The sequence below is a fragment of the Rhizobium sp. PvP014 genome (assembly GCF_017876855.1).
GTDB lineage: Bacteria > Pseudomonadota > Alphaproteobacteria > Rhizobiales > Rhizobiaceae > Neorhizobium > Neorhizobium soli.
Map to the genome: position 1 here is coordinate 2,973,216 of NZ_JAGIOT010000002.1, position 14,253 is coordinate 2,987,468.

Annotated in this window: 16 protein-coding genes; 1 reads left to right on the forward strand and 15 read right to left on the reverse strand. The window is 62.1% G+C overall.

Annotated elements, in window-relative coordinates; all coding sequences use genetic code 11:
* Window positions 1-78: 78 nt before the first annotated feature.
* The 9 genes from phnD to phnG all read right to left on the reverse strand — a co-directional run bounded on the left by phnD (window position 79) and on the right by phnG (window position 7,221).
* On the reverse strand, window positions 79-984 hold the full coding sequence (phnD, locus tag J3A65_RS18875; protein WP_062454164.1) for a phosphonate ABC transporter substrate-binding protein: 906 nt from the start codon (window positions 982-984) through the stop codon (window positions 79-81).
* 82 nt (window positions 985-1,066) lie between these two features.
* Entirely contained in the window at window positions 1,067-1,921 is an 855-nt protein-coding gene (gene phnC / locus J3A65_RS18880; RefSeq protein ID WP_209902796.1) for a phosphonate ABC transporter ATP-binding protein, read from the reverse strand.
* A 113-nt stretch (window positions 1,922-2,034) separates the two neighbouring features.
* A complete protein-coding gene (locus tag J3A65_RS18885) occupies window positions 2,035-2,652 on the reverse strand; it encodes a DapH/DapD/GlmU-related protein (RefSeq protein WP_209902799.1) in 618 nt (205 codons plus the stop codon).
* Window positions 2,649-3,359 carry a phosphonate C-P lyase system protein PhnL gene (gene phnL / locus J3A65_RS18890; RefSeq protein ID WP_209902801.1) on the reverse strand — a complete coding sequence of 237 codons (711 nt, stop codon included), beginning with the start codon at window positions 3,357-3,359 and terminating at the stop codon, window positions 2,649-2,651. Before phnL ends, J3A65_RS18885 begins: the two co-directional genes overlap by 4 nt.
* Window positions 3,360-3,368: 9 nt before the next feature.
* Complete coding sequence (phnK, locus tag J3A65_RS18895) at window positions 3,369-4,145, reverse strand: phosphonate C-P lyase system protein PhnK (RefSeq protein WP_209902803.1); 777 nt, start codon at window positions 4,143-4,145, stop codon at window positions 3,369-3,371.
* The gene (locus J3A65_RS18900) at window positions 4,142-5,026 is read right to left on the reverse strand and encodes an alpha-D-ribose 1-methylphosphonate 5-phosphate C-P-lyase PhnJ (protein ID WP_113109309.1); all 885 of its coding nucleotides are present in this window, start codon (window positions 5,024-5,026) and stop codon (window positions 4,142-4,144) included. The genes phnK and J3A65_RS18900 overlap by 4 nt, the downstream gene beginning before the upstream one ends.
* A complete protein-coding gene (locus J3A65_RS18905; RefSeq protein ID WP_209902806.1) occupies window positions 5,023-6,129 on the reverse strand; it encodes a carbon-phosphorus lyase complex subunit PhnI in 1,107 nt (368 codons plus the stop codon). The genes J3A65_RS18900 and J3A65_RS18905 overlap by 4 nt, the downstream gene beginning before the upstream one ends.
* Before the next feature lie 19 nt (window positions 6,130-6,148).
* On the reverse strand, window positions 6,149-6,748 hold the full coding sequence (gene phnH / locus J3A65_RS18910; RefSeq protein ID WP_174195431.1) for a phosphonate C-P lyase system protein PhnH: 600 nt from the start codon (window positions 6,746-6,748) through the stop codon (window positions 6,149-6,151).
* A complete protein-coding gene (phnG, locus tag J3A65_RS18915) occupies window positions 6,748-7,221 on the reverse strand; it encodes a phosphonate C-P lyase system protein PhnG (protein WP_209902808.1) in 474 nt (157 codons plus the stop codon). The genes phnH and phnG overlap by 1 nt, the downstream gene beginning before the upstream one ends.
* A 105-nt stretch (window positions 7,222-7,326) precedes the next feature.
* On the opposite strand from phnG, the gene phnF reads away from it, so the two are divergent.
* Window positions 7,327-8,046 carry a phosphonate metabolism transcriptional regulator PhnF gene (gene phnF / locus J3A65_RS18920; RefSeq protein WP_209903617.1) on the forward strand — a complete coding sequence of 240 codons (720 nt, stop codon included), beginning with the start codon at window positions 7,327-7,329 and terminating at the stop codon, window positions 8,044-8,046.
* Between the two features lie 64 nt (window positions 8,047-8,110).
* Here phnF and J3A65_RS18925 read toward each other — a convergent pair whose 3' ends face one another.
* The 6 genes from J3A65_RS18925 to mepA form a co-directional block, all read right to left on the reverse strand.
* Window positions 8,111-8,746: a 2,3-bisphosphoglycerate-dependent phosphoglycerate mutase gene (locus J3A65_RS18925; protein WP_062454154.1), complete on the reverse strand. Its 636-nt coding sequence runs from the start codon at window positions 8,744-8,746 to the stop codon at window positions 8,111-8,113.
* Window positions 8,747-8,768: 22 nt separating this feature from the next.
* Window positions 8,769-9,587 carry a 4-hydroxy-tetrahydrodipicolinate reductase gene (gene dapB / locus J3A65_RS18930; protein WP_209902811.1) on the reverse strand — a complete coding sequence of 273 codons (819 nt, stop codon included), beginning with the start codon at window positions 9,585-9,587 and terminating at the stop codon, window positions 8,769-8,771.
* A 23-nt stretch (window positions 9,588-9,610) separates the two neighbouring features.
* Window positions 9,611-11,398 (reverse strand): ABC transporter ATP-binding protein, encoded by a 1,788-nt coding sequence (locus J3A65_RS18935; RefSeq protein WP_209902813.1) that lies wholly within the window; start codon window positions 11,396-11,398, stop codon window positions 9,611-9,613.
* 134 nt (window positions 11,399-11,532) lie between these two features.
* Window positions 11,533-12,552, reverse strand: a complete 1,020-nt coding sequence (locus J3A65_RS18940; protein WP_209902815.1) for a glucokinase — start codon at window positions 12,550-12,552, stop codon at window positions 11,533-11,535.
* Window positions 12,553-12,568: 16 nt separating this feature from the next.
* Entirely contained in the window at window positions 12,569-12,943 is a 375-nt protein-coding gene (locus tag J3A65_RS18945) for a methylglyoxal synthase (RefSeq protein WP_092663925.1), read from the reverse strand.
* 102 nt (window positions 12,944-13,045) lie between these two features.
* Complete coding sequence (gene mepA, locus J3A65_RS18950) at window positions 13,046-14,122, reverse strand: penicillin-insensitive murein endopeptidase (protein ID WP_209902817.1); 1,077 nt, start codon at window positions 14,120-14,122, stop codon at window positions 13,046-13,048.
* Window positions 14,123-14,253 lie beyond the last annotated feature (131 nt).

Genomic DNA, 14,253 nt, shown 5'->3' on the forward strand with positions numbered 1-14,253 from the left:
CGTCGCCATGCCCGTGTCTCTCGTTGCAGAACGGCGGCACCTTCTGCAGATGCCGCCGCCAGGTCTTTTGAAGGATGATCAGCCGCCGATAACGGACTTACGGGCGTCGACGATCGTCTGGTAGAAGGCCGGATTGACTTCGATGTAGTCCTTGTTCTTGCCCTGGGTGAAGGACTGGAAGCAGGCGAGGTTCTTCTTCGGCAGTTCCATGAAGAAGGCCTTGACCTTGGCCTTCATGTCGGCCGGAACCTTGTTGGAGACCATCAGCGGACCGTTCGGGATCAGTGGCGACTTCCAGACCTGGACGATATCGTCCATGTCGAGGTTACCCTTGGCGACCATCTGGTGCAGGTTGCCGCCGCTATAACCTTCTTCCCACTTGCCAACGCCCGAACCGAACGTCGTGCCGGCATCGAACTTCTTGTCGAGGACGGCGAGAACCAGGTTCTCGTGGCCGCCACCGAAGCCGGTTTCGGAGAAATACTGCTTGACCGGCATGCCGATTTCCTTCGGCAGCGCGACGTTCGGGACGAGATAGCCCGAGGTCGAATCCGGATCGGCGAAGCCGATTTTCTTGCCCTTGAGGTCAGCCAGCGTCTTGATGCCGCTGTCCTTGCGGGCAACCATGATCGAGTAGTAACCGCTGGAGCCGTCGGAACCCGTGTAGGTCAGGATCGGGTCAACGGCCTTGTCGTCCTTGAGCGCGATGGCTGCATAGGAAGCCGCACCCATCGAAGCAATGTCGATCGTGCCGCCGAGCAGGCCCTGGATAACGCCGTTATAGTTCGGCGACGGGAACAGCTTCACTTCGGATACGCCGGTCGCAGCCTTTAGGCCATCGGCAACACACTGGGTGTTGCGGATCTGGTCGGCTTCGTTTTCCGAGCCATCGAGACCGATGCGCAAAACCTTGACGTCCTGGGCAAGGGCGGAACCGGCGAGCAGGCTGAGCGTCGCGGCAGCAAGCATAGTTTTTCTGAACATGGTGATCTCCTGTTTCCGGATCATCCGGAGTTGGGTCGTGAAGCAACGCGCCCTTAACGTGGGCAGACGATCTGGATGCGGCTCAGGCCCTGGCGCTTGCCAGGCTGCCTATTCCGGCCGATTGCTTGGCCGCAGTCGCAGGGGCCGCGGGATTGTTGATGCTGGTCGAGGTCATCGTCTCGTCGATGCCGGCACCGTCGCGGTCCGATCCGTAGATCTCGCTGACGGCCTGCGCGTTCAGCTGCGACGGCGTGCCGTCGAAGACGACGCGGCCGCCTGCCATCCCGATGATCCGCTCGCAATAGGCGCGCGCCGTATCGAGCGTGTGCAGGTTGGTGATGACGGTGATGCCCTCGCGCTCGTTGATGTCGCGCAGCGCGTCCATGACGATCTTGGCGTTGAGCGGGTCGAGCGATGCGATCGGCTCATCGGCCAGAAGCATTTTCGGGGCCTGCATCAGGGCGCGGGCGATGGCGACGCGCTGCTGCTGACCGCCGGAAAGCGTGCCGGCGCGCTGCATGGCCGTCTGCTCGATACCGAGACGCTCGAGCGCTCCGATCGCAGCCATCCGCTCGTCGTCGGTAAAGATGTTGAGAAGGCTCATGATGGTGGATCGGTGGTTCAACCGGCCAAGCATCACATTGGTCATGACGTCGAGGCGCGGCACCAGATTGAACTGCTGGAAGATCATCGCGCAATCGCGCTGCCAGTTGCGCAAGCCGGCGCCCTTGAGAGCGGAAACCTCGAGATCGCCAAACCGGATGGAACCGGAGCTCGGCTCCTGCAGGCGGTTGATCATGCGCAGGAGGGTCGACTTGCCGGCGCCGGAGCGACCGATGACGCCGACCATCTGACCTTGAGGGATCTCCACGCTGACGGCGTTGACTGCGATATGATCGCCGAAACGTCGGGTGACATTCCTCAGTTCAAACTTCATGTTTTTCAATCCGTCCCATTGCCTGGTGAGGATCGGATTAGACTTCGTTGATGAACCCTGAATGTCGGTTTTATGTAGGTTTTGTTACATCTTTGCGCTGCTGGAATGCTTTGCTAAGCCGCGTATTTCGCAAGAAAGTCCTCAGCCGAAAGCGCCCGGAAGTCATCGAGTGCGGTGCGCAGCTTGAGGTGATCCCAGTCCCACCACGCGAGGCGATCCATGCCGTCACCGACCTCCCTCGTAAAGCGTTCCCGGATCAGCTTGGCCGGCACGCCGCCGACGATCGTGTATGGGGCGACATCCTTCGACACCACGGCTCCGGCGCCGATCACCGCCCCGTTCCCGACCGTTACGCCCGGCAGCACGGTGGCACCATGGCCGATCCAGACGTCATGGCCGATCGTCACGCGGTTGTCGCGGCGCCACTCGAAGAAGTCGGTCTCGTCATCCGCATCGTCCCAGTAGTTGGCGGCACGGTAGGTGAAATGATGCAGCGTGGCCCGCCATGTCGGGTGGTTCGTTGCATTGATGCGGACGGAAGCGGCCATGTTGACGAATTTGCCGATCGTCGCGCACCAGATGGAGCCATCCTGCATGATATACGAGTAGTCGCCGATCTCGGCCTCGTCGATGCGGCAGCGCTCGGAGATTTCCGTGTAGCGACCGATCGTCGAATTGCTGACGCTCGCCGTCGCGTGGATAACGGGGTTGATACCGACCTTGGCACTCATGCGGCAACTGCCTTTCGTGGTGAAAACGCACTGACATCGAGAATACGGTCCGCAACGGCCTCGCGCACCTCTTCGTCGTGGAAGATGCCGAGCATGGCAACCCCCTCGGCCTTCTTGGCAGCGATCATCTCGATCACCACCCGCCGGTTGGTGGCGTCGAGCGATGCGGTCGGCTCGTCGAGAAGCAGGATACGGTGGCTGGTGATGAACCCGCGGGCAATGTTGACGCGCTGCTGCTCGCCGCCGGAAAAGGTGGCAGGCGGAAGCGACCAGAGTTCGTGCGGAAGGTTGAGCCTGGCGAGGAGTTCGACCGCTCTGTCCTTGGCTTCCGCCGCATCGATACCGCGGGCAACGAGCGGCTCTGCGACCACGTCGACGGCAGCCACACGCGGCACGGTGCGCAGGAACTGGCTGACGTAACCCATCGTATGCCGGCGAACCTCGATGATCGTGCGCGGATCCGTTGCCGCGATATCGACGATCTTCTCCTGGTGGTTCACCAGGATCTGGCCTGCATCGACGGCATAGTTGCCGTAGAGCATTTTCAGGATGGAGCTCTTGCCGATCCCCGAGGGTCCGCCGAGCACGACGCATTCGCCGCCGGCCACGGAGAAGTTTACGTCGTTGACGACCGGCAGCTTGATGCCGTCGCGCAGGTGCATGATGAAGCTTTTGGAGACTTCCGAGACGACGAGTGGAGTGGCCATCGGTCTGTCCTATACCTGGAGAATCGAGGAAACGAGCAACTGCGTGTAGGGCTCGCGGGGGTCGTCGAGGACACGGTCGGTGAGCCCCTGTTCGATCACATGACCGTCTTTCATCACCATCATCCGGTGCGAGAGAAGGCGGGCGACCGCGAGATCATGGGTGACGACAATGGCCGAAAGGCCGAGATCGTTGACGAGCCCGCGCACAAGGTCGAGCAGTCTTGCCTGCACCGAGACGTCGAGGCCACCGGTCGGTTCGTCCATGAACACGAGGCGCGGACCTGTCACGAGATTGCGGGCGATCTGCAGACGTTGGCGCATGCCGCCGGAAAAGGCGCGGGGTTGGTCGTCGATGCGGTCGGCGGAAATTTCCACGCGTCCCAGCCAGTCGGTCGCCGTTTCGCGGATCTTGCCGTAGTGGCGGTCACCGACCGCCATCAGCCGTTCGCCGACGTTCGCGCCCGCCGATACCGTCATGCGCAAACCGTCGGCCGGGTTCTGGTGAACGAAACCCCAGTCGGTGCGCATCAGGAAACGCCGCTCGGCCTCGCTCATGTGATAGAGATCGCGAAAGTTGCCGTCGCGCATCCGGTATTCGACGCTGCCGGCGCTCGGTATCAGCCGGGTCGACAGGCAATTGAGCAGCGTCGTCTTGCCCGAACCGGATTCGCCGACGATGGCGAGCACTTCGCCCGGCCACAGATCGAAACTGACATCCTGGCAACCGATCCGGCTACCATAGAATTTCGAAACGCCGCTGACTTTGAGAAGGGGATTGTCGCTCATTCCGCAGCCTCCTTGTTGGGGGCGAGCATCTCGCCGACATGGCCATGTTCGCGGCGGTCTTCGCAATGGTCCGTGTCCGAGCAGACGAACATCCGTCCGCCCTGGTCGTCGAGCACCACTTCGTCGAGATAAACGCCGTGTGCGCCGCAGAGTGCGCAATCCTGCTCGAATGTCTGGATCTCGAACGGGTGGTCCTCGAAATCCAGGCTGACCACTTCGGTATGCGGCGGAACCGCATAGATCCGTTTTTCACGTCCGGCGCCGAACAGCTGCAGCGCATCGGACATGTGCATTTTCGGATTGTCGAATTTCGGTGTCGGCGAGGGATCCATCACGTAGCGACCGTCCACTTTGACCGGATAGGCATAGGTCTTGGAGATGCGGCCGTTATGGGCAATGTCCTCGTAAAGCTTCACATGCATCAGCCCGTATTCTTCGAGTGCATGCATTTTCCGGGTCTCGGTTTCGCGCGGCTCGAGGAAACGCAGCGGTTCCGGGATCGGCACCTGGTAGACCAGCACCTGGCCCTCGGTCAGCTTCTGCTCGGGAATGCGATGGCGCGTCTGGATGATCGTCGCATCCTTGGTGTGGGTGGTCACCGCGACATTGGCGACCTTCTGGAAGAAGGCGCGGATCGAGACCGCATTGGTCGTGTCATCGGCACCCTGGTCGATGACCTTCAGCACATCGTCCGGACCGATGATCGCGGCCGTCACCTGCACGCCGCCGGTACCCCAGCCATAGGGCATCGGCATTTCGCGCGAAGCAAACGGCACCTGATAGCCGGGTATGGCGATCGCTTTCAGGATCGCCCGGCGGATCATCCGTTTCGTCTGTTCGTCCAGATAGGCGAAATTGTAGGTGGCGAGATCGGCACTCATTCGGCAGCATCCTTCATCTCGGTATCGCCGTGGCGAGCGGCCTCAATCTCGGCGCGCATCTTGCGCACCATGGCAAGCTCCGCCTGGAAGTCGACATAATGGGGCAGTTTCAGGTGTTCGACGAAGCCGGTCGCCTGCACATTGTCGGAGTGCGAAATGACGAACTCCTCGTCCTGCGCCGGCGCCGTAATGTCTTCGCCAAGCTCTTCCGCACGAAGCGCACGATCCACCAGCGACATCGACATCGCCTTGCGCTCGCTCTGCCCGAACACGAGCCCGTAGCCGCGGGTAAACTGCGGCGGCGCGATGGAGGAGCCTTTGAACTGATTGATCATCTGGCACTCGGTCAGCTGGATGCGCCCGAGCGAGACCGGGAAGCCGAGTTCCGGCATGTCTACCTCCACCTCCACCTCGCCGATCCGGATTTCGCCGACGAACGGGTGGTTTCGGCCGTAGCCCCGCTGCGTCGAGTAGCCGAGCGCCAGCAGAAAGCCCTCGTCGCCGCGGGCGAGTGCCTGCAGCCTGAGGTCACGACCCATCGGAAATTCCAGCGGCTCGCGGGTCAGGTCTCCTGCCGCGTGGTCATCGGGCAGGTCGCCATCCGGCTCGATCAGTCCTTCGTGTGCGAGAATGTCGGAAACGCGCATGATCTCCTCGCCGGACGCCTCTTTGCGTGCAGGATCGGCGATCACCTCATCCGTCAGCAGCGAGGGATCGAGAAGCCGGTGCGTGTAGTCGAAAGTAGGGCCGAGCAGCTGGCCGCCCGGCAGGTCCTTGTAGGTCGCCGAGACGCGCCGCTCGACCTTCATGGCCGCGGTATCCACCGGAACGGAAGAGCCGAAGCGGGGCAGCGTAGTGCGGTAGGCGCGAAGCAGAAAGATCGCCTCGATCAGATCGCCACGCGACTGGCGCACGGCAAGCGCTGCCAGCGACCGATCATAGAGCGAGGCTTCCGCCATCACCCGATCGACGGCAAGGCCAAGCTGTTCGGCGATCTGCTCGATCGTGAGTGCGGGAAGCGCCCGGTCGCCGCGACGGCGGTCGGCAAGCAATGCGTGAGCGTTGGTAATGGCGGCCTCGCCACCCTTGACTGCAACATACATGGGTTTGATCTCCTTCGGCTTAGCCGGCAATCCGGGTGGTGCGCGGCAGGCACAGGAACTGCGCTCCGGCGGTGAGGATGACGTCGACTCCGCGGGGAAAGAGCGCCCTGTTGTCGTCCCAGAGCCTCTGAAACATATCCGGCAGTCCCGAGACTGCGACCGTCCTGGTGCCGAGGATCCCTGGTCCGGTCAGGCTCAGTTTTTCACCCTCGCCAAGAGCGGCGACTTCGAGGATCAGCGTCGTGGACCTGTCAGGGTATTCCTGGGTACCGGCGGCAAACAGGCCGAAGGAAGAGGGCGCTGTCCCGGCTTCGATAAAGGCAAAGCTGCTCTGCGCCTTCTCGCAGGTTATCGGTGCACCCGTATGGAAACCGATCCATTCCGGCATCGCAGACTTTGCAAGACCGTTGCTCAGCCAGACCGGGGTATCGTGATCGCAGAGCGTGAGCGCAATCGCGCCGGCAGCATTGCCGAGCGGTTCCGGCTGCCCGGCCTGAAGTTCGGTGCTGCTGATCGTTCCGGGCCGCGCCATTCCGTCCATCAGCGTTTTGAAAATGGTCTGGGACTGGAAGACCGGATCGGTGAACCCACCGGCGAGTGCTTGTGCATGAACGGCCATCAATCGTCTCCCCGTACCATTGTGAAGAAGTCGACGCGGGTTGCCGCGGTCTCTTCGGCGTTCTGTCTGTCCTCAGCGGCGATGCGGCTTTCCGTGGGTGAAAGAAGCGCCGTTTCGACGAAATTGCGCGTCTCTGCTTCCTGCCACAGGGCATCGAATATCGCAGACAGCCACGCCTTTTCCTTGTCGGTGCCGAGCGCCTGGGCATGGCCCGCCGTGCCGGAGGCAAGAAGGATCGTTGCGCGGGTGACTGTTGCTTCACCCAGATTGAAGGGCGAACCGCCGCCACCGATCCGGCCGCGAACCATCACCAGACCGGTTTCCGGTCCACGCACCGGCTTGACGGTTTGCTTTTCGGATAGCCCGTTCCACGCGGCCTTCAGTTCGTCGCACGAAGTCTGCGCCAGAAGTTCGATGCAGCGGCGCCGCTGTTCCGGTTCCGCCAGCGCCTTGTGATTTCCCGCAAGATCCATCGGTCATCTCCTAAATGTCTATTTATATAGACAACCATACAAATTACATGTACCAATAAAGCTGGCGTATAACAAGCGTGTGACAGGGGTACTGACCGGGTGATTGTGCAAAGGCAGAGTGGCGTCGCGTTGTGGCGGCAGATAGCCGACCGTATCCGCACGGCGATCGCAAACGGCGACTACGACGCGACCGGCAAGGTGCCGCCGGAGATCTCGCTGGCGGCGGAGTTCGGCGTGAACCGTCATACGGTCAGAAGCGCGCTGGCAGCGCTGGCGCAGGAAGGCATCGTCCGGGCCGTTCAGGGACGGGGAACGTTGATCGAGCGCAAGGAGCGGCTCAATTTCCCGATTTCGAGGCGCACGAGGTTCAGCGAGGGCATCGGCGATCAGGCGAAAGAAAAGGAAGGTCTGCTACTGGCCGCATCCGAGGAACCGGCGACACCGGACCTGGCGTCGCGCCTGCAGCTTGCGGTCGGCGCTGCCGTGATCCGGCTTGAAACCCTGCGCAAAGCGGATCGCCGTCCGGTATCACGGGCAACCGCCTGGTTCCCGGCCGATCGCTTTTCAGGGATCGCAGAGGCCTATCGCGAGAGCGGCTCCATAACCGCAGCCTTCGCGGCAATCGGCCTGACCGACTATCTCCGCGTCTCGACCGAGGTTACGGCAGTTCACGCAGACAGCGGCGACCTTGCAGATCTGGAATTGTCACCGGGTGCGATCATGCTGGTCACGCGCGCGTTGAACGCAGATCCGGACGGCGTGCCCGTGCAATATGCAATCAGCCGCTTCCCGGCCGACATGGTGCAGTTCACGATCGAGAACTGACAAATGCAAACGCCGGCCCGCATTGTTCATGCGAGCCGGCGCGATCTTGAAGACTTGGCGCGTCTTAGTGGGCGGCGGACATGTCGCCCAGAACCTTCTTGGAAGCGACGGTCGAATCCGCGTTCAGCACGTAGACCATCGGCACGCCGGTCGCGAGGTTGAGCTTGAGGATCTCTTCCTTGCTGAGACGGTCGAGAACCATCACCAGCGAGCGCAGCGAATTGCCATGGGCAGCAACAAGCACCTTTTCGCCGCGCAGCACGCGCGGCAGGATCTCGGTCATGTAATAGGGCCATACCCGGGCACCGGTGTCGCGCAGGCTCTCGCCGCCCGGTGGCGGGATGTCGTAGGAACGGCGCCAGATATGCACCTGTTCCTCGCCCCACTTCGCGCGAGCGTCGTCCTTGTTGAGGCCGGAGAGATCGCCGTAGTCGCGCTCGTTCAGGGCCTGGTCGCGGATGGTTTCAAGGTCGGTCTGGCCGAGCTTGTCGAGCACGATCTTCAGCGTATCCTGGGCGCGCTTTAGGTCGGAGGTGAAGGCGATATCGAACTTGATGCCGGTATCGGCAAGCGCCTGGCCGCCGGTCTCGGCTTCCTGAATGCCGAGCGGGGTAAGCTCGGGGTCCTTCCAGCCGGTGAAAAGGTTCTTCAGGTTCCAGTCGCTCTGGCCGTGGCGAACGAGGACGAGTGTACCGCTCATGAATTGAATTCCTCCGATAGTGTCAAGAAAGCCCGAGAACGTCGAGCATGGAATAGAAACCCGGCTTTTCGTCGCGCGCCCAGACGGCCGCAGTCACCGCGCCGCGCGCGAAGATCGAACGGTCGCGGGCACTGTGCGACAGCGTCACCAGCTCACCTTCGCCGGCAAGAATGACCGAATGATCGCCGACAACGGAGCCGCCGCGAAGCGTCGCAAAGCCGATCGTGCCGGCGGGGCGGGGGCCGGTATGGCCGTCGCGCACCCGAACCGATTGCGTGGCAAGATCGATGCCACGCCCGGCAGCCGCTGCCTCGCCAAGCAGCAGCGCGGTGCCGGATGGCGCATCCACCTTGTGCTTGTGGTGCATCTCGACGATTTCGATATCCCAGCCAATAGCAGGAAGCGCTTTCGCCGCATCGCGCGTCAGCACGCCGAGCAGATTGACGCCAAGGCTCATGTTGCCGGACTTCACGACCCGTGCATGCCGGGCGGCAGCCTCGAATTTTTCCTCGTGCTCCGGTCCGCAGCCGGTCGTGCCGATCACATGCACGATGCGCGCCTGTGCGGCGAGCCCGGCAAACGTCACGCTTGCTGCGGGTGCCGTGAAATCCAGAACGCCATCGGCGTCGAGAAACGCCTTCAGGGGATCGGTGGTGACGATGACGCCAAGCGGCCCGGTTCCTGCAAGATCACCGGCATCCTTGCCGACGAAAGCTGAGCCGTCCCGTTCGATCGCGGCATGCAGCGTGACACCGTCGGTCTCGTGGATGATCCGGATCAGGGCCTGGCCCATACGGCCTGCCGCGCCAACCACTACAAGCTTCATGTCGTTTGCGGCCATGGGCGACGGGTTTCCTAAAGGGTTTACGAAAAATCTTTGACGGGCAGTTGCAGGTTGTTGAGGCGAGCGTAGAGCCCGTCCTTGCGCTGCGCAAGAACCTCATGCGTGCCTTCTTCCATCACCCGGCCCTCATGCATCACGATGATCTTGTCGGCCTTGACGACGGTGGAAAGACGATGCGCGATGACGATGACGGTGCGTCCGCGCATGGCGGTATCGAGCGCCTTCTGAACGGCGGCCTCGGACTCGTTGTCGAGCGCAGACGTTGCTTCGTCGAGCAGCAGGATCGGCGCATTCCGCACCAATGCGCGGGCAATCGAAAGCCGCTGCCGCTGGCCGCCGGACAGGCTCATGCCGTTTTCGCCGACAGGCGTTTCGTAACCAAGCGGCTGCGCCAGGATGAAGTCGTGGGCATAGGCAAGTCTTGCCGCCTCTTCCACTTCGGCATCCGTCGCTTCCGGCCGGCCGTAGCGGATGTTGTCGCGGATGGTGCCTTCAAACAGGTAGGGCTGCTGCGAGACATAGGCGAGCTGATGGCGCAGCGACGACTTGGTGACCTCGGCAATGTTTTGCCCGTCGATCAGGATTGCGCCTTCCGCCGGGTCGTAGAAACGGGGAATGAGGCTGATGATCGTCGATTTTCCGGCGCCGGATGGACCGACAAGCGCCGTCGTCTGGCCACCTTCGGCCACAAGATCGACACCGCGCAGGATCGGGCTGCCACTGCCGTAGGAGAACACGACGTTCTTCAGTTCGACGCGCGCCTTGTCGACGACGAGGTCCTTGGCACCGGCCATTTCCCGCTGTGCCGGCTGCATATCGAGAAGGGCATAAATCATCTGCGCGTTGACGACGGCACGGTCGAGCTGCACCTGCAGCTTGGCCAGCCGTCGTGCCGGGTCATAGGCCATCAGCAGCGCGGTGACGAAGGCAAAGAAAGCGCCTGGAGGTACGTTGTCATAGATCGAGCGGAACGCCGCATAGGCCAGCACGCTGGAGATCGCAAAGCCGGCAAAGGTTTCCGTCAGCGGCGACGTGCGCTCCGACAGACGGGCGATACGGTTGGCGCGGCCTTCTGCCGCTTTGATGATGCGGCTCACCTTGCTGTCGAGTTCGCCTTCCATCGTGAAAGCCTTGACCACGGCGATGCCCTGGATGGTTTCCTGCATGGCGCCAAGCACGCGGCTGTTCTGTTCAACAGCCTCTCTTGTGGCGGCGCGAAGGCGCTTGGAAACATAGCGCAGCGCATAAAGAAGCGGCGGTGCGACTGCAAAGACGATGAGCGACAGGACCCAGTCCTTCGTCACCATCACCCCAATCAGCGCGACCAGCGTCAGGAGATCGCGCGCCGTGGAGGTGACCGTCAGGTTGAGGACGTCACGAACGCCGTTGATGTTCTGGCTGATCTGGGCAGCAAGATGGGCGGATCGGGCTTCGGCAAAGAAGCCAACCGACAGCGACATCAGATGCGAGTAGATCCGGCGCTGATAACGGGCAACGATATTGTTGCCGATCTTCGACAGCGTCACAGCCTGGCCGTAAGTGGCAAAGCCGCGCAGCACGAAGGCGGCAAGAATGGATCCGCAGATCAGCCAGACGATATCCGCCCGCTTGTTGGCGAACGCCTCGTTGACGACCTTCTCCATGATCCACGCCGTGAAGGCTGTCGAAAGGGCGACCATGACCAGGCAGGAGATCGCAAACGCATAGGATCGCACGTGATCCCGGCCATTCTCGGCGATCACCCGCTTGAGCACACTCACGATGGTGACGGAATCCACGTGGCGCTTCTTGTCTTTTGCGGCGTTCAATAGGGCGTTCCCGTTTCGGCGTCATGCCGGAGTATATTTCCGAAGGCGCTATTAAACGCTTGGGCAGGCTTTTGCCAGCCAATCGCGGGTGATTCCATCGCGCTGTTGCATTCGGGCACGTCGGCCCGGCGCAACTACCGCTGCCAGCAACGGCCTTCCAGCGCAATTCCGTAGGTCGCAGGCGAGCGCGCAAAGCTGGCGAGACCGGCAAGGGCCGCCTGCGGATGCGTGACGACAAAGGTCGGAATGGTCTTCATCAGCTCGTTGTGCGGCGCCTTGTCTTCGAACTCTTCACGAAACGCGGGCTTCGTCAATGCATCAAGGATCCGCGGCGAGATGCCGCCACCGAGAAAGACGCCGCCGCGTGCCATGAAGATGAGCGCGAGGTCACCGGCAAGGCGACCGAGATAGCGGACGAAAAGCTCGATCGTTTCCGTCGCCTGCGGGTTTTCGCCGGAAAGTCCCTGTTCGGTCACTTCGGGCGGAGCATCCAGGCTCGGAGCGATGCCATCGGCAGCACAAACGGCGTTGTAGATGTTGAGAAGACCGCGGCCGGAAATGATTTCTTCGGCCGACACCCGGCCGTCGATGCGGCGCAGATGCGGGAAGATCTCGAAATCCCGCTTCGAACGCGGACCGATATCCACATGCCCACCTTCGCCGGGGACTGGGAACCAGGTGTTACGGGCATGAACGAGCCCTGCGACGCCGAGACCGGTTCCGGGACCCAGCACGACGCGCGAAGCCTCGGTCGCTTCGGCGATCGGACCGATCGGCTGGCGATCGGCTGCAGACAGCGAGGCAACGGCCAGTGCCTGGGCCTCGAAATCGTTGAGCACGAGAACCGTATCGAAGCCAAGTTCGCCGATCATCTTTTTCGGACGCACGATCCAGTCGCAGTTGGTGAGGTCGATCTCGTCACCATCGATCGGGCCGGCGACAGCAAGGATCGCGCTGCGTGGCTTGTGCACGGAGTTCTTCAAGACGACATCGGCGATCGCATCGTCGATCGTTTCATAGTCTGCCGTCTGCACATGCGGGAACTGATCCGGCGCACTCGTTGCATCGACGAGGATGGAGAAGCGGGCATTGGTGCCGCCGATATCGCCGATCAGGATCGGGAAGGCGAATGTGTGCGGTTGCACTTCAGCCATGGCGAATTCTCTCCTCCTACTGGAAATCAACAAGCTTTTCTGCCGTGGCGCGGTTGAGCGCCATCGGAATATCGTAGACGGTTGCAAGCCGGGTCAGCGCCTTGACGTCGACGTCATGGGGAAGGGCACTCAAAGGATCGATGAAGAAGATCAGCATGCCCACTTCGCCGGTTGCGATCATCGCGCCGATCTGCTGGTCACCGCCAAGCGGACCGCTTTTCAAACGGGTGACATCGAGATTGGGAGCAGCTTCAAGAACGCGGCCACCGGTCGTGCCGGTGGCGACGATACGGAAGCGGGACAGCGCCGCCTGATGCCGGCGCGCAAATTCCGCCATCTCGTCCTTCTTCAGGTCGTGGGCAATAAGCGCGATGCAGGGAAGCGTCGACATGGAATTCCTCTGCAAAGCCATAGATCGGATTGCTGGCGATTGATGCTTGGCCTTCTAGCCTGCCTCCGGCGGGAAGAAAAGATGGTCCCGACGGAATCCCGATCAGCGCGAAGGACGCGGGCTCGGCAGTGGAACGTTGGAGCCCGGGCCGGGCATCTCGCCGTCCGTCATCGTATCCAGACTGCTGGCCGCGGCAGGAAGCGGTACCGATGGAGAGTAGGCCATCCCGCCGCCACCCTGGCCACCACCCTGGAAAGTCGCGTCCTGCTCGGAGCGGGAGGGGGCGCTAAGAACCGCAGCGCAGGCCCTGGGAAGGTTGGACAGCATAACCTGGCGCGGCTTTACCGGCTTCTTGTTCGGATCCGCAGGCTTCGGCGGCGCCCAAGGCTCCTTGGTAAACCACCAGGCGAGCGCCTTGCTGTTGCAGTCGTCGGTGGAAGGCGTCGATGCCTGGCGTTCGCAGCCGGCAGCGCCCGGCGGGCAGTTCATGCGGATATGAAAGTGTTCGTCATGGCCATAGACCGGCCGCACCTTGCCGAGCAGGCTGCGGTCTCCGGACCAGGTCTCGCAAAGCTTCTTCTTGATTGCCGGATTGACGAAAACGCGCTGCACCTGCGGATAGCTCGCCGCCTGCATCACCAGACGGGCATGGGTGGTGCTCCAGCGGCGGCTGTCGACGGTCAGGAACTTGCTCTTGTCCAGCATCGAGGTGAACGGAATGTCTTCGCGCTGCGCCGGCGACAGCGGCCGCTGCGGCTTTGGCGTGAACCAGACGTCTGCGTCCAGGCCGATCTGGTGCGAGGCATGGCCGCTTGGCATCGGCCCCCCGCGCGGCATCGAGATGTCGCCGACCAGAATGCCCGTGCCCCAGCCGAGACCTGCCGCATCGCGTGAGAACTGCTCCAGCAGGGAGATCATCGCCGGATTGCCCCAGCGGCGATTGCGCGAAAGGCGCATCGCCTGCCAGGTCGGCCCGTCCGTCGGCAAGGCCACGGCGCCGGACTGGCAGCCCTTGGCATAAAAGCCGAGCGGTTCGGCATCGCCTCTATTGGGCAGTTTCACGGATCCGAACAGCTGTTTGGCAGTCCTTTCCTCCTGGGCGAACGTCGGTTCGGAAATCGCACCGCAGAACAAAGCGGCAGCAGCCAGGCCCAGAATGGTCTTAGAAATCGGTCTCATGCACATCCGCCGCAAATCAAATCAGTCCTTCTTCTACCGTGGAATGCGATTTTGTTGAAATGGAGATCGCATCCGCTGCCGGATTTCGCGGATAAATCGCTTGTGACAGCGGCTGCCTGTCTTTTGCTGTT